Origin of the sequence: Capnocytophaga sp. oral taxon 338 str. F0234, assembly GCF_000192225.1 — a bacterium.
Taxonomy (GTDB): Bacteria; Bacteroidota; Bacteroidia; order Flavobacteriales; family Flavobacteriaceae; genus Capnocytophaga.
Genome location: NZ_GL872413.1, coordinates 1,531,584 through 1,556,117 on the forward strand (window position 1 = coordinate 1,531,584; position 24,534 = coordinate 1,556,117).

24 protein-coding genes and 1 tRNA gene are annotated in these 24,534 nt (G+C 35.3%); 13 read left to right on the top strand and 12 right to left on the bottom strand.

All coding sequences use genetic code 11. The features are described 5' to 3' along the window. Positions 1-308: 308 nt before the first annotated feature. The 3 genes from HMPREF9071_RS06975 (at position 309) to HMPREF9071_RS06985 (ending at position 1,820) form a co-directional block, all read left to right on the top strand. A complete protein-coding gene (locus tag HMPREF9071_RS06975) occupies positions 309-545 on the top strand; it encodes a hypothetical protein (protein WP_009745904.1) in 237 nt (78 codons plus the stop codon). Between the two features lie 136 nt (positions 546-681). Further along, positions 682-1,299: a hypothetical protein gene (locus HMPREF9071_RS06980; protein WP_009745905.1), complete on the top strand. Its 618-nt coding sequence runs from the start codon at positions 682-684 to the stop codon at positions 1,297-1,299. Beyond that, positions 1,296-1,820, top strand: coding sequence for a hypothetical protein (locus tag HMPREF9071_RS06985; RefSeq protein ID WP_009745906.1), 525 nt, complete (start codon positions 1,296-1,298; stop codon positions 1,818-1,820). Before HMPREF9071_RS06980 ends, HMPREF9071_RS06985 begins: the two co-directional genes overlap by 4 nt. 151 nt (positions 1,821-1,971) lie before the next feature. Here the strand turns inward: HMPREF9071_RS06985 and HMPREF9071_RS06990 are convergent, their stop codons facing one another. Beyond that, a complete protein-coding gene (locus HMPREF9071_RS06990) occupies positions 1,972-3,267 on the bottom strand; it encodes a glycosyltransferase (protein WP_040358066.1) in 1,296 nt (431 codons plus the stop codon). A gap of 19 nt (positions 3,268-3,286) precedes the next feature. Next, a complete protein-coding gene (locus HMPREF9071_RS06995; RefSeq protein WP_040358067.1) occupies positions 3,287-4,204 on the bottom strand; it encodes a UDP-3-O-(3-hydroxymyristoyl)glucosamine N-acyltransferase in 918 nt (305 codons plus the stop codon). Between the two features lie 203 nt (positions 4,205-4,407). Between HMPREF9071_RS06995 and HMPREF9071_RS07000 the strand changes: the two genes are divergently transcribed. The 5 genes from HMPREF9071_RS07000 (at position 4,408) to HMPREF9071_RS07020 (ending at position 9,283) form a co-directional block, all read left to right on the top strand. After that, positions 4,408-5,127 (top strand): cell division protein FtsQ/DivIB, encoded by a 720-nt coding sequence (locus tag HMPREF9071_RS07000; protein ID WP_253908266.1) that lies wholly within the window; start codon positions 4,408-4,410, stop codon positions 5,125-5,127. A 58-nt stretch (positions 5,128-5,185) separates the two neighbouring features. Further along, a complete protein-coding gene (gene ftsA / locus HMPREF9071_RS07005; protein WP_009745910.1) occupies positions 5,186-6,622 on the top strand; it encodes a cell division protein FtsA in 1,437 nt (478 codons plus the stop codon). A 108-nt stretch (positions 6,623-6,730) separates the two neighbouring features. Beyond that, the gene (locus HMPREF9071_RS07010; RefSeq protein ID WP_009745911.1) at positions 6,731-7,567 is read left to right on the top strand and encodes a mechanosensitive ion channel family protein; all 837 of its coding nucleotides are present in this window, start codon (positions 6,731-6,733) and stop codon (positions 7,565-7,567) included. Positions 7,568-7,596: 29 nt separating this feature from the next. Beyond that, positions 7,597-8,625, top strand: coding sequence for a UDP-glucose 4-epimerase GalE (gene galE / locus HMPREF9071_RS07015; protein ID WP_009745912.1), 1,029 nt, complete (start codon positions 7,597-7,599; stop codon positions 8,623-8,625). Between the two features lie 10 nt (positions 8,626-8,635). After that, on the top strand, positions 8,636-9,283 hold the full coding sequence (locus HMPREF9071_RS07020) for a rhodanese-like domain-containing protein (RefSeq protein ID WP_040358412.1): 648 nt from the start codon (positions 8,636-8,638) through the stop codon (positions 9,281-9,283). A gap of 79 nt (positions 9,284-9,362) precedes the next feature. Here the strand turns inward: HMPREF9071_RS07020 and HMPREF9071_RS07025 are convergent, their stop codons facing one another. The 5 genes from HMPREF9071_RS07025 to HMPREF9071_RS07045 all read right to left on the bottom strand — a co-directional run bounded on the left by HMPREF9071_RS07025 (position 9,363) and on the right by HMPREF9071_RS07045 (position 12,945). Continuing rightward, positions 9,363-10,196 (bottom strand): alpha/beta fold hydrolase, encoded by an 834-nt coding sequence (locus HMPREF9071_RS07025; RefSeq protein ID WP_009745914.1) that lies wholly within the window; start codon positions 10,194-10,196, stop codon positions 9,363-9,365. A 14-nt stretch (positions 10,197-10,210) separates the two neighbouring features. After that, positions 10,211-10,726, bottom strand: a complete 516-nt coding sequence (locus HMPREF9071_RS07030; protein WP_009745915.1) for a hypothetical protein — start codon at positions 10,724-10,726, stop codon at positions 10,211-10,213. A gap of 29 nt (positions 10,727-10,755) precedes the next feature. Then, positions 10,756-10,828: transfer RNA gene (locus HMPREF9071_RS07035), tRNA-Pro, on the bottom strand. Positions 10,829-11,025: 197 nt separating this feature from the next. Beyond that, positions 11,026-12,300: a serine hydroxymethyltransferase gene (gene glyA, locus HMPREF9071_RS07040; RefSeq protein ID WP_009745916.1), complete on the bottom strand. Its 1,275-nt coding sequence runs from the start codon at positions 12,298-12,300 to the stop codon at positions 11,026-11,028. A gap of 84 nt (positions 12,301-12,384) precedes the next feature. After that, positions 12,385-12,945 carry an L-threonylcarbamoyladenylate synthase gene (locus HMPREF9071_RS07045; RefSeq protein ID WP_009745917.1) on the bottom strand — a complete coding sequence of 187 codons (561 nt, stop codon included), beginning with the start codon at positions 12,943-12,945 and terminating at the stop codon, positions 12,385-12,387. Positions 12,946-13,069: 124 nt separating this feature from the next. On the opposite strand from HMPREF9071_RS07045, the gene HMPREF9071_RS07050 reads away from it, so the two are divergent. Beyond that, positions 13,070-14,692 carry a S8 family peptidase gene (locus HMPREF9071_RS07050; RefSeq protein ID WP_009745918.1) on the top strand — a complete coding sequence of 541 codons (1,623 nt, stop codon included), beginning with the start codon at positions 13,070-13,072 and terminating at the stop codon, positions 14,690-14,692. A 149-nt stretch (positions 14,693-14,841) separates the two neighbouring features. On the opposite strand, the gene HMPREF9071_RS07055 is transcribed toward HMPREF9071_RS07050, so the two are convergent. Continuing rightward, positions 14,842-17,046 carry a bifunctional (p)ppGpp synthetase/guanosine-3',5'-bis(diphosphate) 3'-pyrophosphohydrolase gene (locus HMPREF9071_RS07055; protein WP_009745919.1) on the bottom strand — a complete coding sequence of 735 codons (2,205 nt, stop codon included), beginning with the start codon at positions 17,044-17,046 and terminating at the stop codon, positions 14,842-14,844. A gap of 160 nt (positions 17,047-17,206) precedes the next feature. On the opposite strand from HMPREF9071_RS07055, the gene purH reads away from it, so the two are divergent. Next, positions 17,207-18,739, top strand: coding sequence for a bifunctional phosphoribosylaminoimidazolecarboxamide formyltransferase/IMP cyclohydrolase (purH, locus tag HMPREF9071_RS07060; protein ID WP_009745920.1), 1,533 nt, complete (start codon positions 17,207-17,209; stop codon positions 18,737-18,739). Between the two features lie 40 nt (positions 18,740-18,779). Here purH and HMPREF9071_RS07065 read toward each other — a convergent pair whose 3' ends face one another. After that, on the bottom strand, positions 18,780-19,799 hold the full coding sequence (locus tag HMPREF9071_RS07065; RefSeq protein ID WP_009745921.1) for a quinone-dependent dihydroorotate dehydrogenase: 1,020 nt from the start codon (positions 19,797-19,799) through the stop codon (positions 18,780-18,782). Positions 19,800-19,926: 127 nt separating this feature from the next. Here HMPREF9071_RS07065 and HMPREF9071_RS07070 point away from each other — a divergent pair, with 127 nt between their 5' ends. After that, complete coding sequence (locus tag HMPREF9071_RS07070; protein WP_009745922.1) at positions 19,927-20,631, top strand: ZIP family metal transporter; 705 nt, start codon at positions 19,927-19,929, stop codon at positions 20,629-20,631. Between the two features lie 63 nt (positions 20,632-20,694). On the opposite strand, the gene HMPREF9071_RS07075 is transcribed toward HMPREF9071_RS07070, so the two are convergent. Both HMPREF9071_RS07075 and HMPREF9071_RS07080 read right to left on the bottom strand, forming a co-directional pair. After that, positions 20,695-21,645, bottom strand: coding sequence for a peptidylprolyl isomerase (locus HMPREF9071_RS07075; protein ID WP_009745923.1), 951 nt, complete (start codon positions 21,643-21,645; stop codon positions 20,695-20,697). A gap of 11 nt (positions 21,646-21,656) precedes the next feature. Next, positions 21,657-22,589 (bottom strand): sulfite exporter TauE/SafE family protein, encoded by a 933-nt coding sequence (locus tag HMPREF9071_RS07080; protein ID WP_009745924.1) that lies wholly within the window; start codon positions 22,587-22,589, stop codon positions 21,657-21,659. Positions 22,590-22,749: 160 nt separating this feature from the next. Here HMPREF9071_RS07080 and HMPREF9071_RS07085 point away from each other — a divergent pair, with 160 nt between their 5' ends. Then, on the top strand, positions 22,750-23,703 hold the full coding sequence (locus tag HMPREF9071_RS07085) for a PhoH family protein (protein WP_009745925.1): 954 nt from the start codon (positions 22,750-22,752) through the stop codon (positions 23,701-23,703). Here the strand turns inward: HMPREF9071_RS07085 and HMPREF9071_RS07090 are convergent. Then, positions 23,700-24,137 (bottom strand): nucleoside deaminase, encoded by a 438-nt coding sequence (locus tag HMPREF9071_RS07090; protein ID WP_009745926.1) that lies wholly within the window; start codon positions 24,135-24,137, stop codon positions 23,700-23,702. The genes HMPREF9071_RS07085 and HMPREF9071_RS07090 overlap by 4 nt on opposite strands. Positions 24,138-24,169: 32 nt before the next feature. On the opposite strand from HMPREF9071_RS07090, the gene HMPREF9071_RS07095 reads away from it, so the two are divergent. Then, the gene (locus HMPREF9071_RS07095) at positions 24,170-24,529 is read left to right on the top strand and encodes a YraN family protein (RefSeq protein ID WP_009745927.1); all 360 of its coding nucleotides are present in this window, start codon (positions 24,170-24,172) and stop codon (positions 24,527-24,529) included. Positions 24,530-24,534: the final 5 nt, after the last annotated feature.

The following is a 24,534-nucleotide window of genomic DNA, read 5'->3' on the forward strand; positions in this document are numbered from 1 at the left end:
TTTAAAGTGTAGACGATGACCCTACATTAGGTGGTCTTAAAATTGGAGAAATATATAGCAATGATGATAAAGAACTTCTTCTTCGAAGTGAAGAAAATGATTATATTATATATCGTAGTTTTTTAGGTTTATATATAGGAAAGTATGCAATATATCCCTATATAAGAAATTTCAAAATAGTTTGTACTAGAAAATGGGATGAAGAAAAAATAAAAAATGATTCTTTTGCAAATTCTTTTACAAAAGAAGAACTAAAATCATTCCCTTTTCACTCCAATTATGAAAAAGAGAGTATAATAAGTATTTTTATGGAACTCGAAATAAGAGAAAAATATAATATTATTGATGTTTATAATGAAATTATAGATAAATATACTATAAAGTTTGGCACACCTACTAATGTAAGTTCAAATAAAAATCAAAAAAAATGGACTTGGATAGGTGATAAAAATATATTTGTAATAAAATATAAACCAGCAAATAATCCCAAAGAATATCCTATTATAGAGATCCAACTTGCTGAAAAAGAATATTATTTAAGATAATTATGAGTAAGTCTGTTTTAGAAATGGAAGCTAATCAAGCAAGAGCTTTATAGGTATGAAAAATCCTGCGAACTGGCTCATTTTAAAGAACTCTCTATAGGGTGTAAAAATTTAAATAATCTAAAAAATAAATAATATGTTGAACAATTTTTCTGGTCAAACATTTGTTGCCTTTATTGATATTTGTGGATTTAAGGCAATGATGAGTGAAGAAAATAAAGCATCTAGAGTTTTAGATAAATTCTATCAAATTGGTTATGATGAATTACAAGCCTGTCGTGACATAAATGGAATTTTTATTTCTGATTGTGGTATTTTATATGTTACAAAAGATACTCCAAAAGAAGAGAAATTAAAAATTTTATTAGGAATTGTAAGATCAATCAATCTGAAAATGTTGGAAGCCGATTATATGCTAACAACAAATATTGCCTATGGTGATTTCTTCTATCAGGAGAGAAGAGGATTTAATGGAATATCAAAAAACCTTATGATGGGAAATGCTTATGTGAAGGCTTTTTTAGATAGCCAAGCAAAGCCTAAAATAAATGTAGGAGAATGCAGAATTTTGAAAGAAGATATAGAAGAAGATTTTTTTGATAACCCTCATTTATATCCAAGAGGAAAATATTACTACTATTATTGGAATGTAGAAGATTCTGAAAAAATTAATCTATTCAAAAAAGATTATAAAGATAGTAGATATATTGGAGCTTTACAAGTATTAAAGGATTATTCAAATAGAAATTTATGAAAACCATTACAATTATCTTTAGCCTTTTACTCACAACCTCTCTTTTCTCCCAAGTGAAGAAAGAGGTAGATAATGGGGTATGGGTTACTTTTCCTAATACGCCTATATACCAGACAGAGCAAGGAGCTCGGCAATATATAACCCAAACAGATAATGCTATTTTTATGGCTATCATAGCTGATGTCCCTCGTAGAGCGGAGTATCTTATGGCTGAGAAAAACTTCTCTGAAGCTGAGAAAAAAGAGGTTGCAGAAAGTTTTCTTAATCATTTTATACAAGGAGCTTTAGCTAATTCTGAAAGTGAACCTGAAATACAATCTATCAAAAAAGGTAAGTTCTATGGCAAAAAATATAGTTTTTCTGCAATTAATCCTATGAATGGAGAAGTTACTAATAGGGGGAATGTTATTCTATTTGTCCGCGGTAGGGCTGTCTCTTTCCAATGTATTCTTATGAATGACAGTCAAAAAGCTTATACAGAAAAGAATACTTTCCTAAGCTCTATTTCAGTAAAACAATAAAGAAGACAAGAGACGGAGGATGGTTAGATGGCAGCCATTTATTCCCTATTGATATCAGCGATGGTACAGCTTTTTCATAGATGATAGGGCTACAAATATAGAGTGGAATTGGATTAATCTACCTACTAAAAATATCATTTTTTTACTCCCTTTAGCCTTTTCCTCTCTCCAAAATCACCTCACTAAGCTTTTGGGTAAGTGCCTTTCTATGATAGGCACCAAGGGAGGTGGGCTGGGTATGGAGTTGATTTGCCTTATATAGGGTATAGTAATGGGTAAGGGCTTGCTTAATAGCGGGAGCATCGGTTACCAAAAGAGTAATACCCGTATGGGTCTGAGCGATGATTTCTCTCACATCCCACTGCGAGTAGCCCAAGGCAAGAATAGGACGTTGTGCAGCCATATACTCAAAGAGCTTTCCTGGAATAATGCCTTCTGTCTTAGGGTGATTGATTTCCAAAAGAAGTAATAACTGAGAGCTTCGCTGTAGCGCCAGTGCGTCGGTATGACTTAGATACCCCTTGTACTCCAAGGAGGAGCTAAGCCCATATTTCTCTATGGTAACAAAGACTTCCTCACTTACCTTCCCCGCCAAGCATATACGTAAATCCTGCCTAAAGGCAGGGCTTTCTGCTGCCATGGCTCCCAATACCTGCCAAAGGGTTTCTGGGTTGCGCTCAGAGAGTAAGGAGCCTACGTGGGAGAGCATAAAGTAGGGAGATAGGGGAACTTCCTCCCCGAAGGTATCATCATCATAGCCATTGGTGATAAGTACAATGGGCTTTGAGGTCTTTGCAGTAAATTCCCGCTGGGTGCTGGGACTGGTTACGATAATAGTATCGGCGCTCTGGAGTACTTTGCGCTCTAAGGCGAGGTGTTTCTGGGCTGACCTCTCGGTAAGTCTAAGTTGGGAATGGTAACCTATATTCGTCCACGGATCGCGAAAGTCGGCTATCCATCGTAGGGTAGGGTATTTTTCTTTTAGGTGTAACCCTATGAGGTGTATGCTATGAGGGGGCGCTGTGGTGATAATAGTATCTATGCCCTGAGTAGTAACATAGTCAGACAAATACTTCACTGAGGGACGTACCCATAGTACCCGAGCATCGGGGATAAAGAGATTCCCACGTACCCATAGCAGACACTTGTCTACCCATGAGAACTTCTTGGTAGGGATAATCCCTGCACTGATCTTCTTTGTTTTCTCTTTGGAAAAGAAGGAGGCCAAGCCGTAGGGTTCCCATATCTTCGTCCGAAGTAAGGTCAGGTCTTGGGGTAGGTCATCGGCTATATGGGCATCTACCATAGGATAAGTAGGATTTTTTGGGGTATATATGATAGGTTCTATCCCAAAATCACGTAGGTACTTGACAAATTTTAGCCAACGCTGTACGCCAGGACCTCCTGCTGGCGCCCAATAATAGGTGACTATCAGTACTTTTTTCATCTGCGGCATGCCCTAATGGCTAATGTGTTTTGGCAAAATTTCTTACAGAAGCTAGTTCCTTATATTTTTTACGGGCTTCTTCAGCAGGAGATCCAAAATAAGTCTGGTTGCCTTCTAAGGATTTGGTCACACCACTCTGTGCCAGAATAACTGCTTTTTCGCCTATGGTCACCCCGCTGGTGATACCCACCTGTCCCCATAGGGTTACCCTATCCTCTATCACCACACATCCTGCGATGCCCACTTGGGAAGCAATTAGGCACTCCTCCCCTACTACCGTATCATGACCTACATGCACATGGTTATCTATTTTCGTTCCTCGCTTGATAGTGGTATCGCCTGTTACACCTCTATCTATCGTACAGAGTGCTCCCAAGTCCACATGATCTTCTATCACTACACGCCCGCCAGAGAGAAGTTTATCAAAGCCTTCAGGTCGTTTTTTATAATAAAAAGCATCGGCACCAAGAGTGGTTCCTGAGTGGATAGTTACCTCATCACCTATCACACAATGGTCATAGATAGTAACATTAGCATGGATGAGACAGTTCTTACCTATCACTACATGGTTACCTATGAAAGCCCCTGGTTGAATGATAGTATTTTCACCTATTTTTGCAGTGGTTGCTACAAGGGTGGTTGCTTTCTCAAAAGGCCTAAAGAAGCGGGTGAGCTTATTGAAATCACGAAAAGGATCCTCGGAAATAAGTAAGGCTTTTCCCTCAGGGCAAGGTACCTCCTTGTTAATGAGTACTACAGTAGCCTTGGATTGTAGCGCTTTATCATAGTACTTAGGATGGTCTACAAAGACAATATCTCCCTCCCGCACTACATGTATCTCATTCATCCCCAATACGGGAAAATCTTTATCACCTATATAGCGGCTGCCAATAATCGTGGCTATTTGTTCTAAAGTATAGGGTTGCGGAAATTTCATTTTATTTCTTGCTATTTGGGTACAAAGATACAGAAAATATAAATACATAAATAGTGAATTTTTTATTAAAAAAAGTGATAGATTATTGTTAATAAATTTAGTTTACTTACCTATTACTTTTAATTTATTTATCACTACCTTTGCTAAGAGAATGCGAGTGTTTTTTATCAATGAATAGTAAAAGGAATAGAATCATTAATATATTGAAAATCAGTATTATTATTGGTTTTCCTATCATATTACAATCTTTTGCTAATCATCGTAACAATATTAGGAAAATTCAAAAAGTGGACATTACTCGCTTAGGAAGCCCTAAGAACATTCAGTATATTACCAATGATGCTATTGAGAATTTGCTGTTTTCAATAAAGAATCCAGAAGAATACCTTACTAAGGAGATAAATATCAACTTATTAGAAAAAAGATTGGATGCTAATCCTATGGTAGAAAATGCTGATATCTACTTAACTATTGATGGTATTGTAAAGGTTATTGTAAAGCAGCGTGAGCCTATTGCAAGAATCGTCAATAATGATCAATTCTACTATATGGATATGCAAGGTAAGCAAATGCCTCTTTCAAATGCTTATTCTGCAAGAGTACCCATCGTTCGTGGCATTACAGAAACTGTATGGGAAGACACTCATCTTATTCTCTCCTATATATACAAGGATAACTTCCTAAAAGAAAATATAGTAGAAGTTATTGCCGATAAAGGAGTGTTCTATGCCAAACTAAGAGGAGCTGATTTTTTAGTCTGCTTAGGAAACGCTCAAGATATTTCCCTAAAATTCAATAATCTGAAAGCTTTTTATAGAAAAGCCTCCAAAGATCATTTCTTAGACAGATATACAATGATAAATCTACAATACAATAATCAAGTTGTTTGTACAAAACCCTCTTCAGCAGAAGAGGATAATTAGTGAATTTGTTAAAAAACACAAAATATAATTTAAGGAAACGCAAAAATAATTATCAGAGATGAAGACAGATGCTAAAATGAATCAGAAAAAATATATTGCAGGAATTGACATAGGAACTACTAAAATCGTTGCCATTATTGGTAGCGAGAACCAATATGGTAAGTTAGAAATTTTAGGATATGGCAAAGCTAAAAGTCAAGGTATTGCTCGTGGCATGGTAGGCAATATCGGAAAAACCATTGACTCCATACAACAAGCTGTCGCACAAGCACAAGCCAAAGCAGGAGTTTCCATCTCAGAAGCATACGTAGGAATTGCTGGACAACATATCCATAGTGATAAAGCCTCTGATTACATTATTCGAGAAAATGCTGATGAGATGATCACTGTTAAGGATTTAGAAGCTCTTTGCTTACGTGTAATGAGTATGAAAAATATGTTTCCTGGTGAAGAAGTAATCCATATTCTCCCTCAAGAATACAAAGTAGATGGGCAAGATGATATTCATGATCCTATTGGCATGGTTGGTTCTCGCTTGGAAGGAACTTTCCATATTGTTACAGGACAAGTGGCTCCTATCAAGAATATTCACCGCTGCGTAACCAAAGCTGGTGTTGAACTAAAAGGGCTTACTTTAGAGCCTATAGCTTCTTCTGCTTCTGTATTAAGCGAAGAAGAGAAAGAAGCAGGGGTAGCTTTGGTAGATATAGGTGGAGGAACTACTGACTTGGCTATTTTTAAAGAAGGATACATTCGCTATACTGCTGTAGTTCCTTTTGGCGGAAATATCATAGATAAAGATATCAAAGAAGGTTGTGGAGTCTTTGACAAACAAGCAGAATTATTGAAAATTAAGTTCGGCTCTGCTTGGCCTGAATATACTAAGGAAAATGAAGTTATCAATATTCAAGTTCTCAAAGATAGAGAACCCTTAGAAATACAAGTAACGAACTTAGCTCGTATTATCCGTTGCCGTATGGAAGAGATTATTGGAGCTATTTTCAATGAAATTAAAAACTATGGTTATGATCAACCCCGAAAAAAACTAATAGCAGGAATTGTCCTCACTGGAGGAGGAAGTGAGTTAAAGGATTTGCGACAATTAGTAGAATATGTAACCGGACTTCCTACACGCATTGGACTTCCTAATGAACACTTAGCCAGCAATACCTCTACTGAATTGGAATCACCTATCTATGCTACTTCCATAGGGTTATTGTTAGATGCTATAGAAAGAGAACGCTCAGAAGGACAACGTATTGATTTCTCTCAAATACATGGAGAGCTTACTTCCAATGAAGCACATACTGTACTGACTCCTGAAATGGAGCAACCTAAAGAGGAAACTCCTATTATCCCTCCTACTATAAATAATATTTCTGAAATGGAAAAAGAGGAGAAAAAAGAAGAGGAAGAAGAAAGTAAATCCGAGAATAAGAACTTTTTAAGATCAATATCTGAAAAATTTACGGAATTCTTTAAAACAATGGAGTAATTTTGGATTAATTTGCATGACTAAATACAAAAAGATAGTGGATTGTACTTGTTTCTATACAATATAATCCCTATTTTTATACAATAATACCTCTAAAAATAGAACCTTATGAAACAAAGCCCTGCCTCTTTTAATGATTTTGAAGCATTTTTAAATAAGTTTATTGATAAAACTATTTCTTTTTTACCTAATTTAATAGGAGCTATTATTCTCTTTGTTGTGGGAATATGGGTGTGTAGGATTATCAGAAAGTTTGTAAAACGTATCATGATAAGCCGAAGCGTTGATACCACAATCCAGAACTTTGTGAACGAACTACTCAGATGGATTCTTTACATTATCCTCTTCTTAACTGTTATCCAGAAAATAGGAGTTCCCGTTTCCTCCTTCTTAGGAGCTTTAGCTGCTGCTGGTGTAGCCGTAGGTCTTGCTTTGCAGGGCTCTCTCTCTAACTTTGCGGGAGGAATTATGCTCCTTATTCTCAAACCTTTTCGTATAGGAGATTCTATAGAGACGAAAGGTCATATTGGTAATGTTGAACGCATAGGAATGTTCTATACTACCATTATTAAGTTTGGAAACGAACAGGTAATGATTCCCAACGGGCCTCTCTTCTCTGATAATATTGTTAACTATTCTCGAACTAAGAAACGACGAGATAAAATTATAGTGGGTATTGGCTATGGTTCTGACCTTAAAAAAGCAAAAGAAATACTATATACTTTAGCAAAAGAGTGTCCCACAGCCTTACAGGATCCTATACCTATTGTATATGTGGAAGAATTAGCGGATAGTTCCGTCAATCTCTCTTTACGTGTGTGGTCAAATACTGAGAATTATTGGGATACTCATTTTTACTTAGTAGAACAAATGAAATTGAGCTTTGATAAGGAAAATATTGAGATTCCTTTTCCTCAAACAGATGTTCATATTATACCCAATTAATTTTTAATTTTATAATTTTTAATAAATATATGTCAACTATTTTAGTAACAGGAGGCTTAGGTTTTATTGGTTCTCATACCGTTGTAGTTCTCCAGCAAGCAGGGTATGAAGTCATTATTATTGACAACTTATCCAATTCCTCTATTGAAGTAAAGGACAGAATTGCTCAAATTACAGGTAAAGCTCCTACTTTTGAACAATTAGACCTCAGAGAAAAGGGGAAAGTACAAGATTTCTTCCATCGCTACCCCAATATTGACGGAGTAATCCACTTCGCTGCCTCAAAAGCAGTAGGTGAAAGTGTTAAAAAACCTCTTTTGTATTATGAAAACAACATAACTTCCCTTATATATATTCTTCAGGAACTCCAAAAAAGGGAAAATACAGCCTTCATTTTTAGTTCTTCTTGCACTGTATATGGTCAAGCAGACAAGCTCCCTGTAACGGAAGACGCTCCTTTCAAACAAGCAGAATGTCCTTACGGAAACACCAAACAAATCAATGAAGAAATCATCCGTGATACTTGTGCTGTACAACCCAATATCAAGGCAATTTCTCTACGCTACTTTAATCCTATTGGAGCTCATGAATCTGCCCTTATAGGAGAGCTCCCCAATGGAATTCCTCAGAATTTGATTCCTTATATTACACAGACAGCTATTGGGTTACGGGAAATTGTCTCTGTATATGGTGATGACTACCCTACTCCTGATGGCACCTGTATTCGAGATTATATTCACATAGTTGATTTAGCCGAAGCTCATCTGGCTGCCCTTGAACGACTTTTACAAAATAGAAATTCAAGTAATTATGAAGTGTTCAATATAGGAACTGGAAAAGGGAGTTCTGTATTAGAAGTTATCAAAGCCTTCGAAAAAGCAAGTGGGCAAAACCTTCCCTATAAGATAGTAGGACGTAGAGAAGGAGATGTCATTGCCGCTTATGCCGATACTCAAAAAGCAAATAAGGAACTCCAATGGAGGGCTAAGCTATCTCTTGAAGAAGCACTTCTTTCTGCTTGGAATTGGGAGAAAAAATTACGAAATAAAAATGCTTAATTTTATATTTATGAGAATAAATCAAATATTTTATCTAACAATTATCTCCCTATTAGGAGTGATTGTTCATGCTCAAGAAAAATCCTTGGCTACTCTTATTAATGAGAAAGATGCTTTCCTTGTAGATGTGCGTACTGAAAAGGAATTTAACCAGGGAAGTGCTCTAAATGCCATAAACATTCCTTTAGATCGTGTAGAAAAAGAACTTTCTCAATTTCAAGGAAAGAGCAATATTATCCTATTCTGTAGAACAGGGAAACGTGCTGAAGCCGCCAGAAAACTCCTTTTAAAGCACCAAATACAAGCTGTCAATGGGAAAGGTTATCTCTTTGTTAAAAGCCTACAAAAGGAAAATTTAATGGACAGGCTCTCCTATCGTACTGATAAGCAAACTGTATCTGTGATAAAAAATGGAAAGGGAATCAAACAGGTAGGTGTAGCCTTGGGAAAAGGAGCAATCCTTAAAAAACATACTACAGATGTTCCTGCCTTCCTTGTCATGATTAAGGGGGAAGTACGCTTCCTTATCAATGGAGAAGAAATTCTTCTAAAGGCACTGGATACCTATAATATTCCTGCCAATGTAGAACATGAACTTATAGGCGTTGAAGACGAAAACCTTTTTATACTCACCAAATCAAAGTATTTTCAAGAGTAGATCAAAATTACTACTTATTAACAAAGAGAGGCTACTTTTTTTCGGGTAGCCTCTCTTCATATATTATATTCTTTTACTTTTATTGAATAAACTCTTTTAGTTGTTGTATATACCAATCATAGTCGTCATACATGATAAAATGGAGCCCCTTATTGGCATATCTAAGTTCTTTCTTAGGCAACTTTGCGTATTGTTGTTCTATTTTATTTTTTGAAAAGCTAAAAACAGACTCTAATAAGACTAAAGTAGGCACCTGTATCTGTTGTATCTCCTCTCTGAGATCTGTATTAGATAATTCACAGACCATTTTTGCAATAGTTCCCCTATCTGAATCTACACTCCATTGTACTATTTGTGGTACTTTCTCCTTGTTTTCAGTATAGTAAACCATTGATGATGTTTGTGCTTGCTGGAAAGCCTCCTTGGACATACTTGTTAATTCCTTGATAGTAGGAGTACAATCCTTATTGGGATCTACTTTAAAGTTGTCATTGGAAAGGGCAGCAAGCGCAGGTAGTGCATCTACCACTACTATTTTCTGAAATAGTTTAGGTGCTTTTGCCCCTATTTTCATAGCAAGCATTCCTCCTAAACTGTGTCCTACAATCACAGGATTCTTAATTTTTTCCTTTTTAATATAAGAGATAATGGTATTTGCCCAATACTCTACACTAGGATTTTTTACTGGAGGAGTCCCTGCAAACCCTGCTAAGGTAAGCAGATAACAGGTATGATTAGAGCTAAGTTCTTTTACAGTATCTTGCCATACTTCACTAGAACAGGCAAGCCCTGGAATAAATAAAATAGAATTCCCTTTATTCCCTATTTTTTGCACTGAGAAAGGAACTTGTCCATAACTCGACAAAGGCAATATGAATAGAAGAAAAAGGAAAGTGATAATACTATTTTTCATAATAGAATAAAAATTTATATCTTCTTCATTTGTTCTTGCATCATTCTAATTTGATCTTTAAGTAAATTCTGTTTATCTAATTTTTTAGCTTGTGTCAAGAACTCTTGAGCCTCTCTTTTTCGTCTCTTTTGCATTGATATTCCTGCCAGACTCAACCTTGCCATAGCTTCATCATATTTCATATTTAACCCATATTTTAAGGCGGTACGAAAATATTTTTCAGCTTGAGTAAGATTAACCTGTGATGTGATTATTCCATACAAATAATTATAATATCCTCTTTGTTTCTTTATAAGAGCAGTTTCAGGATTCTTTATATAATCAAGCCATTTCTTAGTTCCTGCTATATCTTGCTTACGGAGCCTTAAAAAAGCCAATATAAGAAATTCATTTTTGAAATAAAATAATACCGGAAAAAGAGAAAGAAGTATCAAAAAAATCCCATTTCCAATATTTCCCAAGCTAAATTGATAGATGGCAAATGCAAAAATAAGCACTGCTATAACTATTTTAATATATCTGTGAAACATTTCTATGTAAAAGGTAGATTAAAAAATAGTCGGGATGACTGGACTCGAACCAGCGACCTCACGCACCCCATACGTGAACGCTACCAACTGCGCTACATCCCGATCAAATCACTTCCGATTTGCAAGTGCAAAGATACACATTTTTTCTAAACTAAAAAAATATTTTTCACTCCTATTCCCGTATTTTTAAAAAATTAATTCTCAATAAATTAATGTATAGTCAAAAAAATAAGCTGCTAACTAATAGAATTATTTACAGTTAACAGCTTCTAAAATTAAACTTAATCAAATACATCCACTTACTCTACAAAAAGAGGTCTATCATACATATATTTATTTACTTTTTGAGCTATACTTTCTAATAACTTCTCATCCTTAGCATGGGTAATAACCTCATCTATATAATTGGCTATAACTTCCATATCACCTTCTTTCAAGCCCCGTGTAGTAATCGCTGCCGTACCCAAACGGATACCACTGGTTACAAAAGGACTCTTATCATCAAAAGGTACCATATTTTTATTGGCTGTGATATCGGCTTTTACCAGAGCTGTTTCTGCTTCCTTACCACTGATATTCTTGTTTCTAAGGTCAATGAGCATCAAGTGGTTATCAGTACCGCCTGAGACGATATTGTAGCCTTTTCCCACTAAGAGCTGTGCCAATTTCTTGGCGTTCTTTTGTATCTGAATTGTATAATGTAAGAAATCATCAGAGAGTGCTTCCCCAAAGGATACTGCCTTCGCAGCAATAATATGTTCCAAAGGTCCTCCTTGGTTTCCTGGAAATACAGATAGGTCTATTAGGGAAGACATCATCCGAATCTCCCCTTTAGGTGTCTTAGCACCAAAAGGATTTTCAAAATCTTTTCCCATCATAATCATACCTCCTCGCGGACCACGAAGTGTTTTATGAGTAGTCGTAGTAACAAAATGGCAATGAGGGATGGGGTCATTCAGTAAGCCTTTAGCGATAAGCCCTGCTGGATGTGCAATATCAGCCATAAGGAAAGCTCCCACACTATCCGCTATTTCTCTAAATCTCTTAAAATCAATATTACGTGAGTAAGCTGAATAACCTGCTATAATCATTTTAGGTTTTTCTCTTTGAGCAATTTCAGCTATTTTATCATAATTCAAAAGTCCTGTTTCTTTTTCAACTCCATAAAAAATAGGTCTAAAAAGCTTACCAGAGAAGTTCACTGCAGCACCATGAGTGAGGTGCCCTCCATGAGAAAGGTCAAAGCCTAAGATTTTATCACCTGGAGTAAGGCATGCTGCATATACAGAGGCATTTGCCTGAGAACCACTGTGAGGTTGCACATTTACATATTCTGCTCCAAAGAGAGCCTTAGCACGATCTATAGCTAATTGCTCTACTTGGTCTACTATTTGACATCCTCCATAATAGCGCTTTCCAGGATATCCTTCTGCGTACTTATTGGTGAGTACAGAACCTGCTGCCTCCATTACTTCAGGACTTACAAAGTTCTCAGAGGCAATAAGTTCTATACCTCTTAATTGTCTTTCTTTCTCCTGTTGGATAAGATCAAAAATCTGTTGGTCTCTTTTCATAGGAAATAAATATTTTTATTTTATGTGGTGCAAATATAATACTTTTTTTACTGATTAACTACTTTTCCTCTTTGTTTTTTTAATTTATTTTCTTAAAAATATAATTTCTCCTTCTTCTATCTTTACAAGCTGAGAAGGAGTTTTTCCTTCTTGATTTTGCTGGTGGTAAGGAACTATATAATCCACTAAATTCTTAATCTCTTCACTAATTTGTGAGAATGTCATAGGACTTGGTTCTCCAGTTATATTTGCAGAAGTAGAAATAATAGGTTTTCCAAATGCTTTGATAAGCTCTCTACAGAATTCATCCTGAACTATTCTGAAAGCCAAGGAATTATCCTTTGCTAAAGGAAGATAACTATTACAAACTTCTTGATATATTACAGAAGTTGGGCGTGTTTGACTCTTTAAAAAGAAGACTATTTCTGAGGGTATTTTCACATATTGCTTGAGCATACCCAAGGAAGAGACTAAAAGAATAAAATTCTTATTAATATCTCTTCTTTTTATCTGCCGTATTCTTTCTATTCCTTGATAAGAATAGGCATCACATCCCAATCCCCATATAGTATCTGTAGGATAAAGGATTACCTTATTCTCCTGTAAGAAGGGAAGTGTTAGCTTCACTATTTCTTTTATCTTCATTGACTTATAACATAAATTATTTGAGGGGACAAAAGTACTTCTTTTCAAGGAAAATATATATCTTTTATTTATTTTATTTGAAAAAAATGTAGTACATTTGCATTAGTTTTTAAAAGATTTCATAATGAATACAAGAAAACCTATTTTTTATGTGGCTTTGTCTGGGCTTATGGTAGCCTGTGGAGGAGCTTCTAAGATTGCTTCTTTGCCACTTGAAACTTTGGATGGAAAGACAATTCCTTCCCAACCAGCATCTCCCTCTGAAGAGGAGTTAAAAAGTTGGCCTCATCAAGATCTGCTTACTACTGGCTATCCAGGTATTAGCTTAGAAAAAGCCTATAAAGTTCTTGAAGGCAGAAAGGCAAAAACTGTTATTGTAGGAGTGGTAGATTCCGGAGTGGATATTAACCATGAAGATCTTAAATCCATTATTTGGACAAACCCTAAAGAGATTCCTAACAATGGAATTGACGATGATAAAAATGGCTATGTGGACGATGTACATGGTTGGAATTTCTTAGGAGAAATTAATCAAGATAATCTCGAATATGTACGTATTCTCAAATCAGGAGATACTAATAATCCCGATTACAAGAGGGCAGAGAAGGCTTATAAGAAAGAGTACCAAGAGTCTCAAGAGGGCATAGAACGCCTTACGCAAATAAAAGAAAAAATTTCCATGAGTGATGCTCTTATCCAAAGCCATTTGGCTAAAAAAGAATATACTTTAGAGGATTTAGATAAGATCAATATTGAATCAACACAGTTAGCAGATGCTGTACGTGGTATGAAACGCTTACTTAGCAATGGAGTTACTGTAAAAGAAACTTTAGAAAATATCGAAGATGGATTAAAATATTATGAAGACCGTATAAAATATAACCTAAATAAAGATTTTTCTCCAAGAAAAATTCTTAAGGACAACCCAGATGATATTAATGACAAAATCTATGGGAATAATAATGTAATAGGACCTACTGCCGAGGGAGCCTTGCATGGTACTCATGTATCAGGTATTATTGCTGCTATACGTCATAATAATATAGGCATGGATGGGGTAGCCGACCATGTACGTATTCTTCCTGTACGTGCTGTGCCTTATGGTGATGAATATGATAAGGATGTAGCTCTTGCTTTGCGTTATGCTATTGATAACGGAGCAAAAGTTATTAATACCAGTTTTGGTAAAGAATTCTCCCCTCATAAAGAATGGGTATATGATGCACTAAAATATGCAGCTAAAAAAGATGTTCTCATTGTAAATGCAGCTGGAAATGAGACAAAAAACATGGATACCAATACTTCTTTTCCTGATGACAATATCAATGGAAAAGAATTTACAGATACAATGATTACCGTTGGAGCTCTTAATTACAAATACAATGAAAATTTAGTAGCTGAATTCTCTAATTATGGAAAAAATAATGTAGATTTGTTCTCTCCTGGGGTGCAAATATATGCTACTGTACCGGAAAATAAATACAAATTCTTAAGTGGTACTTCTATGGCATCCCCTGAAGTAGCAGGAGTAGCAGCCCTCATTCGTGCTTATTTTCCTAAACTTAAAGCCAGAGAAGTAAAGCAAATTCTTATGGAATCAGGAATAGTACCTACTATTAAAGAAGTTCTTATTGGAGAGGAAGAAGGTGCTGAGTCAAAACTTATGCCTTTTTCTAATCTTAGCAAATCTGGAAGAATATTGAATGCTTATAATGCGATTATTTTAGCCGCCAAAAGGAGCAAATAATGTTTTTAGATTAATGGAAAAGAGGCTATCCAAAAAGGGCAGCCTCTTTTTTTATTATCTTTTTATCTAACTTATTATAAAGCCATAGTCCCACCAAACTCCCCTACACATTCACATTCACTGCTATTTTCATATTTTCTAATTTGTAATCATTCTCTGAAGACTTTTTCTACCCCATTAAGTTTTCTTAAACTATCTAATAAGGAGTTTAAGGATTCAGTATTGGAAACCAAAAGGGTTATCTCTCCTTCAAAAATTCCTCCTTTACTCATTAGTTGAATATTATTCATTCCTAACCCCTTATGAGTAATATGATTGGTAATTTCTGCAGCTAATCCTTTCCTATCTACTCCTATAATTTTGATGGTTGTTTCATACTCTCTTTCTGTAGATTTTACCCATTTAGCAGGAATTATTCTATAAGCATAATTGGAGAACATGGAAAGTGCATTGGGACAATCCTTCTTATGAACCTTTATACTACCTCCGTTCACAGCTATATAACCAAAAATTTCATCTCCAGGAATAGGTGTACAACATTTTGAGAAAGTATAATCTAACACTTGTTCATCTTTTCCAAATACAATCATGTCATATTCATGAGCATCTTTAGATTTTTCAGGAACTACATGAGTAGATGGTTTCTTTCTGAAGAAGTTAAAGAAAGCAGAAGTAGTACTTCTACTTCCTACAAAATTCTTAAGCATCTGGTTATTAATTTCCCCTGTTGCCATTTGATAAAAAATATCTTGACTGGTTTTTGTTTTAAAATAAGTAACCATATCATTAATTACTTTTTCATCAAGTATTATCTTAAGTTGCTTTAACTTACGTCTTAATATTTCCTTACCTTCCTCAGCTACCTTCTTACGATTTTCTTTGAGTGCTCCTTTAATCTTAGCAAGCGCTTTAGTAGTAGTAGCATAATCCAACCAATTAGGATTAGGTGATGCATTCTCCGCTGTGATAATTTCTACTTGTTCTCCACTTCTGAGCTTATAATTTAAAGGAACAAGTTTTCCATTTACCTTAGCTCCACGAGTATGCATTCCCACTTCTGTATGAATACTGAAGGCAAAATCTAAGGGAGTTGCACCTTTTGGTAAGGATTTAATTTCTCCATTAGGAGTAAAAATAAAGATTTCATCTGCATAAAGATTCATTTTAAATTCCTGTACAAATTCAACTGCATTAGCTTCATTATCTTCTAAGACCTCTTGCAACCGATTAAGCCACATCTCTATACCTCGTTCATTCTGTTCTCCGTGTTTGTATTTAAAATGAGCAGCATATCCTTTCTCTGCTATTTCATGCATGCGATCACTACGAATTTGCACCTCAACCCACTTGTTCTTAGGACCTACCACCGTTATATGCAAAGCCTCATATCCTGTACTCTTAGGAGAAGAAAGCCAATCCCTAAGCCGTGTAGGATTAGGACGAAAATAATCTGTTACGATGGAATATATCTTCCAAGCCAGGAACTTCTCATTCTCAGGGGTGCTTTTATAGATAATACGTATAGCGAATTTATCATATACTTCTTCAAATGGTATCTTCTTGGAGACCATCTTTTTATAAATAGAATAAATAGACTTAGGTCGTCCTTTAATATAATAATCAATTTTTTCTTTGTCCAAAGCTGCTTTTACAGTATTGGAAAACTCTTCTATATACTGCAATTGCTCTTCTTTAGATTCCTCTATTTTACTTAGAATGGCATAATATTGTTCAGGTTCTGTATATTTAAGTCCTAAATCCTCTAACTCAGTTTTAATATTATAAAGTCCTATTCTATGAGCTAATGGTGCATAAATAAAGAGTGTTTCAGAGGCAATTTTTTGTTGTTTGTAGGTGGGCATTGCATCCATTGTTTGCATATTATGCAAACGGTCAGCAATTTTAATAAGGATAACACGGACATCATCATTGAGTGTTAGGAGCATTTTTCGGAAATTTTCAGCTTGAAAAGAAACATCCGTATCACGACTAAGATTTGAAATTTTAGTAAGTCCTTTAACTATCTTAGCGACTGTATCTCCAAAGTTTTGAGCAATTTCTTCTATGGTAATGGGAGTATCCTCTACCACGTCATGCAACAGAGCTGATGCTATAGAAATAGCATCTAAGCCTATATCATAAGCTACAATTTTCGCCACTGCGATGGGGTGAAATATATAAGGCTCTCCACTTTTCCTACGTTGTTCCTTATGGGCATCCACTGCCATATCAAATGCTTTGCGAATAAGCTTCTTATCATCCTCACTAAGAATCTGATAACTCTCTCGCAATAGATCTTTATATCTTTTAGCTATTTCTTTACTCTCTTCAGGAGTATAATATTCGGTTTCCATAAAATTGAATTCTTATAATCAACCGCTATATTACGTTTTTTTTCTAAATTAAAAAAGTTTTTTAACAAAAAATCATGCCTTTTTTTAAAAATAAAAATTTGTTCTTTATATTAGAAATGTTTACTTTTGTACTTTCATTATCTAAATAAATCTACAAAAAATGGAACAAAAAAAACGTATTCAATCAGCCTTAGTTTCCGTATTCAGTAAAAAGGGATTAGAACCTATCATTCATAAAATGAATGAATTGGGGATTACTCTGTATTCCACAGGAGGTACAGAAGCCTTTATCAAATCCTTAAATATCCCTGTCATTCCTGTAGAGAATGTTACTGAGTATCCCTCCATTCTGGGGGGGAGAGTAAAAACTCTACATCCTAAAATATTTGGAGGTATCCTTAACCGACAAGGAAACCCTACAGACCAAGAACAAATGGAAACCTATAATATCCCTCAAATAGATTTAGTTATTGTAGATTTATATCCTTTTGAAGAAACAGTTGCTAATGGTGCCTCTGAACAAGATATTATTGAAAAGATAGATATAGGAGGAATTTCTCTTATCCGTGCAGCTGCTAAGAACTTCAAGGATACTGTTTGTATTTCTTCTAAAGAGGAATATCCTATTCTGTTACAAATTCTATCCGAAAATAATGGAGAAACAAATCTTTCAGAAAGGAAGTCCCTTGCCTTAAAGGCTTTTGCTACTTCATCAAGGTATGATACAGCCATCTTTAACTATTTTAATAGAGAATTTTCTATAGAATGCCTACGTATAAGTGAGGACAAAGCACAATCACTTCGTTATGGAGAAAATCCTCACCAAAAAGGAGTATTCTTTGGAGATTTTGAAGCTCTTTTCACCAAACTACATGGTAAAGAACTCTCCTATAACAACCTATTAGATGTGGATGCAGCAGTAAATTTGATGAACGAATTCATGAATGACTCTCCTACTTTTGCTATCTTAAAACATAATAACACCTGCGGAATTGCCACTCGCTCTACCCTATTGGATGCTTATAACACTGCACTCTCCTGCGATCCTGTTTCTGCCTTTGGAGGTATTCTTATTGCTAATCGTCCTATAGACAAAACGACAGCTGAAGCTATCAATCCTCTATTCTGCGAAGTGATAATCGCTCCTGGTTATGAAAATGAAGCTTTGAAAATCCTTGAAAACAAGAAAAATCGTATTCTTTTGGTACAAAAAGAAACTTTATTGCCACAAATCTCAATTCGTTCTTGCCTAAATGGTTATCTATGGCAGGACAAAGATCTAAAGACAGATGCTGTTTCCGACATTTCTTATGTTACTGACCAAAAACCTTCTGCTGAGGACTTAGAAGACTTGCTTTTTGCTTCCAAAATATGCAAGCATACCAAATCCAATACTATTGTACTGGCTAAGAACAAACAACTCCTTGCCTCTGGAACAGGACAAACAAGCCGTGTAGATGCCCTTAAGCAAGCTATTGAAAAAGCTAAAGAGTTTAACTTTTCTTTACAAGGAGCTGTTATGGCAAGTGACGCCTTCTTTCCTTTCCCTGATTGTGTAGAAATTGCTCAGAAAGAAGGCATTAGAAGCGTCATACAACCAGGAGGGTCTATCAAGGACAACCTAAGTATAAAGTACTGCAACGCTCACCAAGTCGCTATGGTGATGACTGGTATACGTCATTTCAAACACTAATTAAAAGAATAGCAAGAAGTGAAGAGTGAACAATCATTCTTCACTTTTCATTGAGTATTGCTTTGTTTATCTTCTTGATAAGAGAAGGACCTTCATAGATGAATCCTGTAAAAATTTGTATCAAAGAAGCTCCAGCGTGAAATTTTCCCAAGGCATCTTGGGGAGAATGTATGCCACCAACCCCTATGATAGGGAAGCCATGGTTACTCTTCTCGGCTAAGAAGCGTATCACCTCTGTAGCACGCTGGGCTAGCGGTTTGCCACTTAGACCTCCTGTCTCCACCTGCTTAGGAGAAGTCAGTCCGTTCCTGCTTATAGTAGTATTGGTAGCGATTACCCCTGCTATTTGAGTTTGCTTAATTATATCTATAATATCCAATAACTGCTCATCGGTAAGATCTGGAGCTATTTTCAGTAGTATAGGTTTAGATTTAGGAAGTTTCCCATTAGCCTCCTGCAAGAGGGTTAAGAGTTTTTGAAGAGGCTCTTTTTCTTGAAGAGAACGGAGGTTAGGTGTATTAGGAGAACTAACATTCACTACAAAATAATCCACATAAGGGGCTAGTTGTCCAAAGCAATACAAATAATCCTCATGTGCCTTCTCATTCTCTGTCCATTTGTTTTTCCCTATATTCCCTCCTATGATAACATGCTTGTTCTTTTTGAGTCGTGCAGTGATTGCCTCTACCCCATCATTATTAAAGCCCATACGGTTGATAATTCCTTTATCCTCTACCAAACGGAAAAGCCGTTTGGTAGGGTTTCCTGGTTGGGGCTTGGGGGTTACCGTACCAATTTCTATAAAGCCAAATCCTAAATTAGAAAGTTCTGTATAGAGTTCTGCATTCTTATCCAAGCCTGCAGCCAATCCTATAGGATTAGGAAACTTTATGCCAAAGACTTCTCGCTCTAATCGCTTATCTCTAAGGAAGTAACGACTCCTAAGCAGATTAGAGATTAAAGGAATTTTATTAATAAATTTAAGCCAACAAAAAGTAAAACGATGAATTTTTTCAGGATCAAATAAGAATAATAATGGACGAATAAGATACTTATACATGAATAATTATTTTCTTGCAAATATACGATATTTAGTTGATTTTTTTGTATGATTTTTTGCCATTTCTTCCATAAAAATAAATTACCTTTGCACTCTTGAAAACATCACTTATTTTGAGCTATACAGAATGAAAAATTATTTACTTCCTTTTCTCTCCATTATTATAGGAGCTTGCTTCGTCCTATGGGTAAAACCTAATAATAAAAATCGTATCAAACTGCTTTTAGCTTTCAGTGGAGCTTTTCTAATGGGAATGACTGTTTTTACACTCATTCCAGAGGTATATCATTCTATAATAGAAGAATCACATTCCCATATTCAGATAAAGAATATAGGTATCTGGATTATTATAGGAATACTTTTGCAAATTATTTTAGAATTTTTCTCTCATGGTGCGGAACATGGGCATTTTCATTCTCCTGCCAAAGGACTTAGAACACAATTTCCATGGGGTCTTTTTATAAGCTTAAGTATTCATTCTATTTTGGAAGGTTTTCCTTTACATGAACACAATAACATGGTATACGGTATTTTTATCCATCATTTACCCATAGCCATGGTACTGACCATTTTCTTTTTAGATTCGGGAATAGGCACTAAAAAGACATTTATTTTTCTATTTCTTTTTTCTTTGATGACCCCTTTTGGGGCTTTCCTTGTAAATTATGTACCTGAGTTTGTAAAATATCATACACAGATGAGTGCTATTGTAATAGGAATTTTCTTACATATCTCTTCTGTAATCCTTTTTGAAACTTCAGAAAATCATAAGTTTAATTACCAAAAACTTGGAGTCATTATTTTAGGTTTCATATTGGCTTATGGAGTATAAAAATATCCAAAGAACCCTTGCAAAAATTCTTTGGATACTACTACTTAACAAGTTTTACTTTGATTAGGATAATACTCTTATAAGCTCTACATCAAATATAAGAGGTGCATTAGGGGGAATTACTCCTCCCGCTCCTTGTGCCCCATAAGCAAGGTCAGAAGGAATTATAAGACGTGCCTTATCTCCTTCACTTAAGAGAAGAATCCCCTCATCCCATCCTTCAATTACCTGACCTATTCCTACAGTAAAATTAAGTGGCTTCCCTCTGTACAAAGAAGAGTCGAAGACTTTTCCATCCAAAAGCATTCCTGTATAATGTACTGCTACATTATCTCCTTTTTTTGCTTTTTTTCCTTTCCCTTTTTCTGTGATTTTATAAAAGAGCCCTGAAGTAGTTTTTTCAAATCCTTCTGTCATCTGCCTTAGAACTTCTTGTTGTTTACGTTTTTCGGCTTCTATACGAGCTTGCTTTTCAGCATTAAATTTTTCAAAAGTTTTCAAAGCATCCCATTGTTGAGCCTTCTGTCCTACTCGTATAATTTTCACTGCTTCTATCTTATCATTTTGAGCAATACTATCTACTACCTCTTGACCTTCTATTACATAGCCAAAAACAGTATGTTTATTATCCAGATGAGGCGTAGGACGGTGTGTGATAAAGAACTGACTTCCATTGGTATTAGCTCCTGCATTAGCCATAGAGAGAATTCCTGCTCGGTCATGCTTTAGGTCAGGATGAAATTCATCATCAAAACGATATCCTGGTGTTCCTGCTCCCGTTCCTTGAGGGCATCCTCCTTGAATCATAAAATCAGCTATTACACGATGGAATTTCAATCCATCATAGAAGGGAATCCCTATAGGTTTAGCGGTATTTTTCATTTTTCCTTCTGCTAAAGCTACAAAATTAGCCACAGTAGCAGGTGTTTTTTCATAAGTGAGGCGAAGAAGAATATCTCCTTTTGCTGTCTGAATTTGTGCATAAATTCCATCCTCTAACTTTGTTATATCCATAAAATTAAATATTAAAAAATAGCTTTATAAATAGTAGTGAATCCCATTATAATAATAAGAAATCCTATGATAAAGAATATCTTTCTCGGAGGAAGTTTAGAAGTAACTAAAGCAGAAATAGGTGCTGTAACTACTCCTCCTATAATGAGTCCTAAAGCAATGCGCCAATTAATAGCCTCAGGTACTGTAATAAAAATAATTGTACTAACTACAGTAATAGCAAAATTAGTAAAAGTAGAGACTCCTATCACATATCGTGGAGTATGACCATTTTTGATAAAGGAACTGGTAACCAAAGGTCCCCATCCTCCTCCTGTAAAAGCATCCACAAAACCTGCAAAGAGCCCCAGAGGAATGGTCTTTACCTCTTTATTCTCTACCTTTCCACGAAAACCATTACGTAAAATTTTAAATCCCAGAACAATGGTATACATCGCAATAAAAGGTTTTGTAAGTTTAGCCAATCCATTACCTTCATTTCCCAAATAAAGTAATAACAAAGCTCCTATCACAGTTCCTATAATAGCGGGAATAAGCAATCGTTTAATGAGTTCCTTATCCATGTTCTTAAGCTTAAAATGACTGATACTCCCCGCTGCTGCCGTAACCGTTTCAGATGCATGAATACTACCGCTAATAGCACGAGGATCTACATTCATTATCAGTAATATAGTGGCACAAATGACTCCATATCCCATCCCCATAGAGCCTGCAATGATCTCTGCCCCACAACCTGCCAATATCATCCAATAGAACAAGTAATTCTCTTGAGCCAAAGTATTTTTTAACGATATCAGAGATTCTGTAGAATAAATGATACAAAGAGTGATTCCTATTAAAAGAAAAAAAATAAAAAACAAAAGTAACCTATTCCTTTTTTGTCTTTTAAGCAATTGTGCTTGCACTATAGGAGGGTTATTTTCGTTTTCTTTAAAACTCTTCATTAGTAATTATTATATTTTGTGTTACAATATCAAAGGGCAAAGATATAACTTTTTTTTCTATTAACCATTTTTCTATGAAGTTCTTTTTATAATTGAAAAATAAAATTACCCTCTCTTTTCTAATTCAAAAAAAATACGTAATTTTGACAAAAAATAAGATTTGAATCAAAGAACTATCCTATTAGAAGTAAACCCGCAAGCTTTCTTCGGAGAACAGAACAGTACTATTGACCTCTTAAAAAGTTACTTTCCTAAAGTGAAGATAGTGGCAAGAGGTAATGAAATTCATGCTTTTGGAGAGGAATCACTCCTTGATGAATTTGAAAAACGCTTAGAGCAACTCATCTTACATTTTGAGAAATATAATCATCTGGACAGAAATACTATTGAACGTATCCTAACTTCTGACAATAGCATACTACTCCCTTCCACACTCTTAGATAGAGATTTTATTGTACATGGAGTAAAAGGGAAGATCATTCGTGCACAGACCCCCAACCAACAAAAGTTATTAGACCTAATTGGCAAAAATGATATGGTTTTTGCTATAGGTCCTGCTGGAACAGGGAAAACTTACACAAGTGTAGCTTTGGCTGTGAGAGCCTTAAAGAACAAACAAGTAAAACGCATTATTCTAACTCGTCCTGCGGTAGAAGCAGGTGAAAATTTAGGCTTTCTTCCAGGTGATTTAAAAGAAAAATTAGACCCTTACATGCAACCACTCTATGATGCTTTGTTGGACATGATTCCTTTTGACAAACTCAATTCTTTCATAGAGAATGGAACTATTCAGATTGCCCCCTTAGCTTTTATGCGAGGACGAACCTTGGATAATGCCTTTGTCATTTTAGATGAAGCTCAAAATACTACCTATGTGCAAATGAAGATGTTTCTTACCCGTATGGGAAAAAATGCTAAATTCATTATTACGGGAGATCCTGGACAAATAGACCTCCCCAAAAAAGTATCCAGTGGGCTTATTGAAGCACTACACATTATAAAAGAAATCAAAGGTATTGGAACTCTTTGGTTAGATGATAAAGATGTAGTAAGACACCCTTTAGTAAAAGAAATTATCAATGCTTATACCCGCGCTGAGCAGGAAGAAGACTAAAAATTCCTCTTTTGTTGGAAGAATTTTTTAAGTAATTGACTACTTTCTTTCTCTAAGATACCATGAATAACTTCTGTCTTAGGATGTAGAAGATTTCCATAGAGATGATAACCACGCCTTTCATCTGTTGATGCATAAACTATTTTGCCTATCTGACTCCAATAAAGAGCCCCAGCACACATTACACAAGGTTCTAGAGTAACATACAATGTGCAATTAGTTAGATACTTACCTCCCATATATTCACTGGCAGAAGTAATGGCTTGAATCTCTGCATGAGCTGTAACATCACCCAATCTTTCAGTAAGATTATGAGTTTTAGCTATGATAATTTCATTTATAGTAATAATAGCTCCTACAGGAACCTCTCCTTGCTCAAAAGCTATCTCAGCTTCTTGTAGTGCCTTTTGCATAAAATAAGTATCAGATAACATATAAAAAAACAAACTATTACAAAAATAATTTTATGGCTGAACATAATGACTTTGGTAAAGAATCCGAAGAAGAAGCTGTCCTTTATTTAGAGAATTTAGGATATGAAATTCTAGTGCGTAACTTCTATTGGCAGAGTGCAGAAATTGACATTATTGCTAAGTATAATAACATACTAATCATCGTTGAAGTAAAATCAAGAAGATCAGCTTATTACGGAGAGCCCTATTCTTTTGTAAATCCTCAAAAAATGAAACTATTAGCTAAAGCAACTAATCATTATATCAATATCAATAATTTAGATATGGAAGTACGTTTTGATATTATTTCTATTATAAAAAATAATACAGAACACCACCTAGAGCATATAGAAGATGCCTTCTATCCTTTCTAAAAATT

Coding starts and splice junctions, on each gene's coding strand:
- HMPREF9071_RS07080 (WP_009745924.1), bottom strand. CDS start 22,589: ATGAAGAGTTTTAAAGAAAACGAAAATAACCCTCCTATAGTGCAAGCA.
- HMPREF9071_RS07030 (WP_009745915.1), bottom strand. CDS start 10,726: ATGTTTCACAGATATATTAAAATAGTTATAGCAGTGCTTATTTTTGCA.
- HMPREF9071_RS07020 (WP_040358412.1), top strand. CDS start 8,636: ATGAGAATAAATCAAATATTTTATCTAACAATTATCTCCCTATTAGGA.
- HMPREF9071_RS06995 (WP_040358067.1), bottom strand. CDS start 4,204: ATGAAATTTCCGCAACCCTATACTTTAGAACAAATAGCCACGATTATT.
- HMPREF9071_RS07045 (WP_009745917.1), bottom strand. CDS start 12,945: ATGAAGATAAAAGAAATAGTGAAGCTAACACTTCCCTTCTTACAGGAG.
- HMPREF9071_RS07050 (WP_009745918.1), top strand. CDS start 13,070: ATGAATACAAGAAAACCTATTTTTTATGTGGCTTTGTCTGGGCTTATG.
- HMPREF9071_RS07025 (WP_009745914.1), bottom strand. CDS start 10,196: ATGAAAAATAGTATTATCACTTTCCTTTTTCTTCTATTCATATTGCCT.
- HMPREF9071_RS07090 (WP_009745926.1), bottom strand. CDS start 24,137: ATGTTATCTGATACTTATTTTATGCAAAAGGCACTACAAGAAGCTGAG.
- purH (WP_009745920.1), top strand. CDS start 17,207: ATGGAACAAAAAAAACGTATTCAATCAGCCTTAGTTTCCGTATTCAGT.
- ftsA (WP_009745910.1), top strand. CDS start 5,186: ATGAAGACAGATGCTAAAATGAATCAGAAAAAATATATTGCAGGAATT.
- HMPREF9071_RS06975 (WP_009745904.1), top strand. CDS start 309: ATGGAACTCGAAATAAGAGAAAAATATAATATTATTGATGTTTATAAT.
- HMPREF9071_RS06990 (WP_040358066.1), bottom strand. CDS start 3,267: ATGAAAAAAGTACTGATAGTCACCTATTATTGGGCGCCAGCAGGAGGT.
- HMPREF9071_RS07065 (WP_009745921.1), bottom strand. CDS start 19,799: ATGTATAAGTATCTTATTCGTCCATTATTATTCTTATTTGATCCTGAA.
- HMPREF9071_RS07070 (WP_009745922.1), top strand. CDS start 19,927: ATGAAAAATTATTTACTTCCTTTTCTCTCCATTATTATAGGAGCTTGC.
- galE (WP_009745912.1), top strand. CDS start 7,597: ATGTCAACTATTTTAGTAACAGGAGGCTTAGGTTTTATTGGTTCTCAT.
- HMPREF9071_RS07095 (WP_009745927.1), top strand. CDS start 24,170: ATGGCTGAACATAATGACTTTGGTAAAGAATCCGAAGAAGAAGCTGTC.
- HMPREF9071_RS06985 (WP_009745906.1), top strand. CDS start 1,296: ATGAAAACCATTACAATTATCTTTAGCCTTTTACTCACAACCTCTCTT.
- HMPREF9071_RS07010 (WP_009745911.1), top strand. CDS start 6,731: ATGAAACAAAGCCCTGCCTCTTTTAATGATTTTGAAGCATTTTTAAAT.
- HMPREF9071_RS06980 (WP_009745905.1), top strand. CDS start 682: ATGTTGAACAATTTTTCTGGTCAAACATTTGTTGCCTTTATTGATATT.
- HMPREF9071_RS07055 (WP_009745919.1), bottom strand. CDS start 17,046: ATGGAAACCGAATATTATACTCCTGAAGAGAGTAAAGAAATAGCTAAA.
- glyA (WP_009745916.1), bottom strand. CDS start 12,300: ATGAAAAGAGACCAACAGATTTTTGATCTTATCCAACAGGAGAAAGAA.
- HMPREF9071_RS07075 (WP_009745923.1), bottom strand. CDS start 21,645: ATGGATATAACAAAGTTAGAGGATGGAATTTATGCACAAATTCAGACA.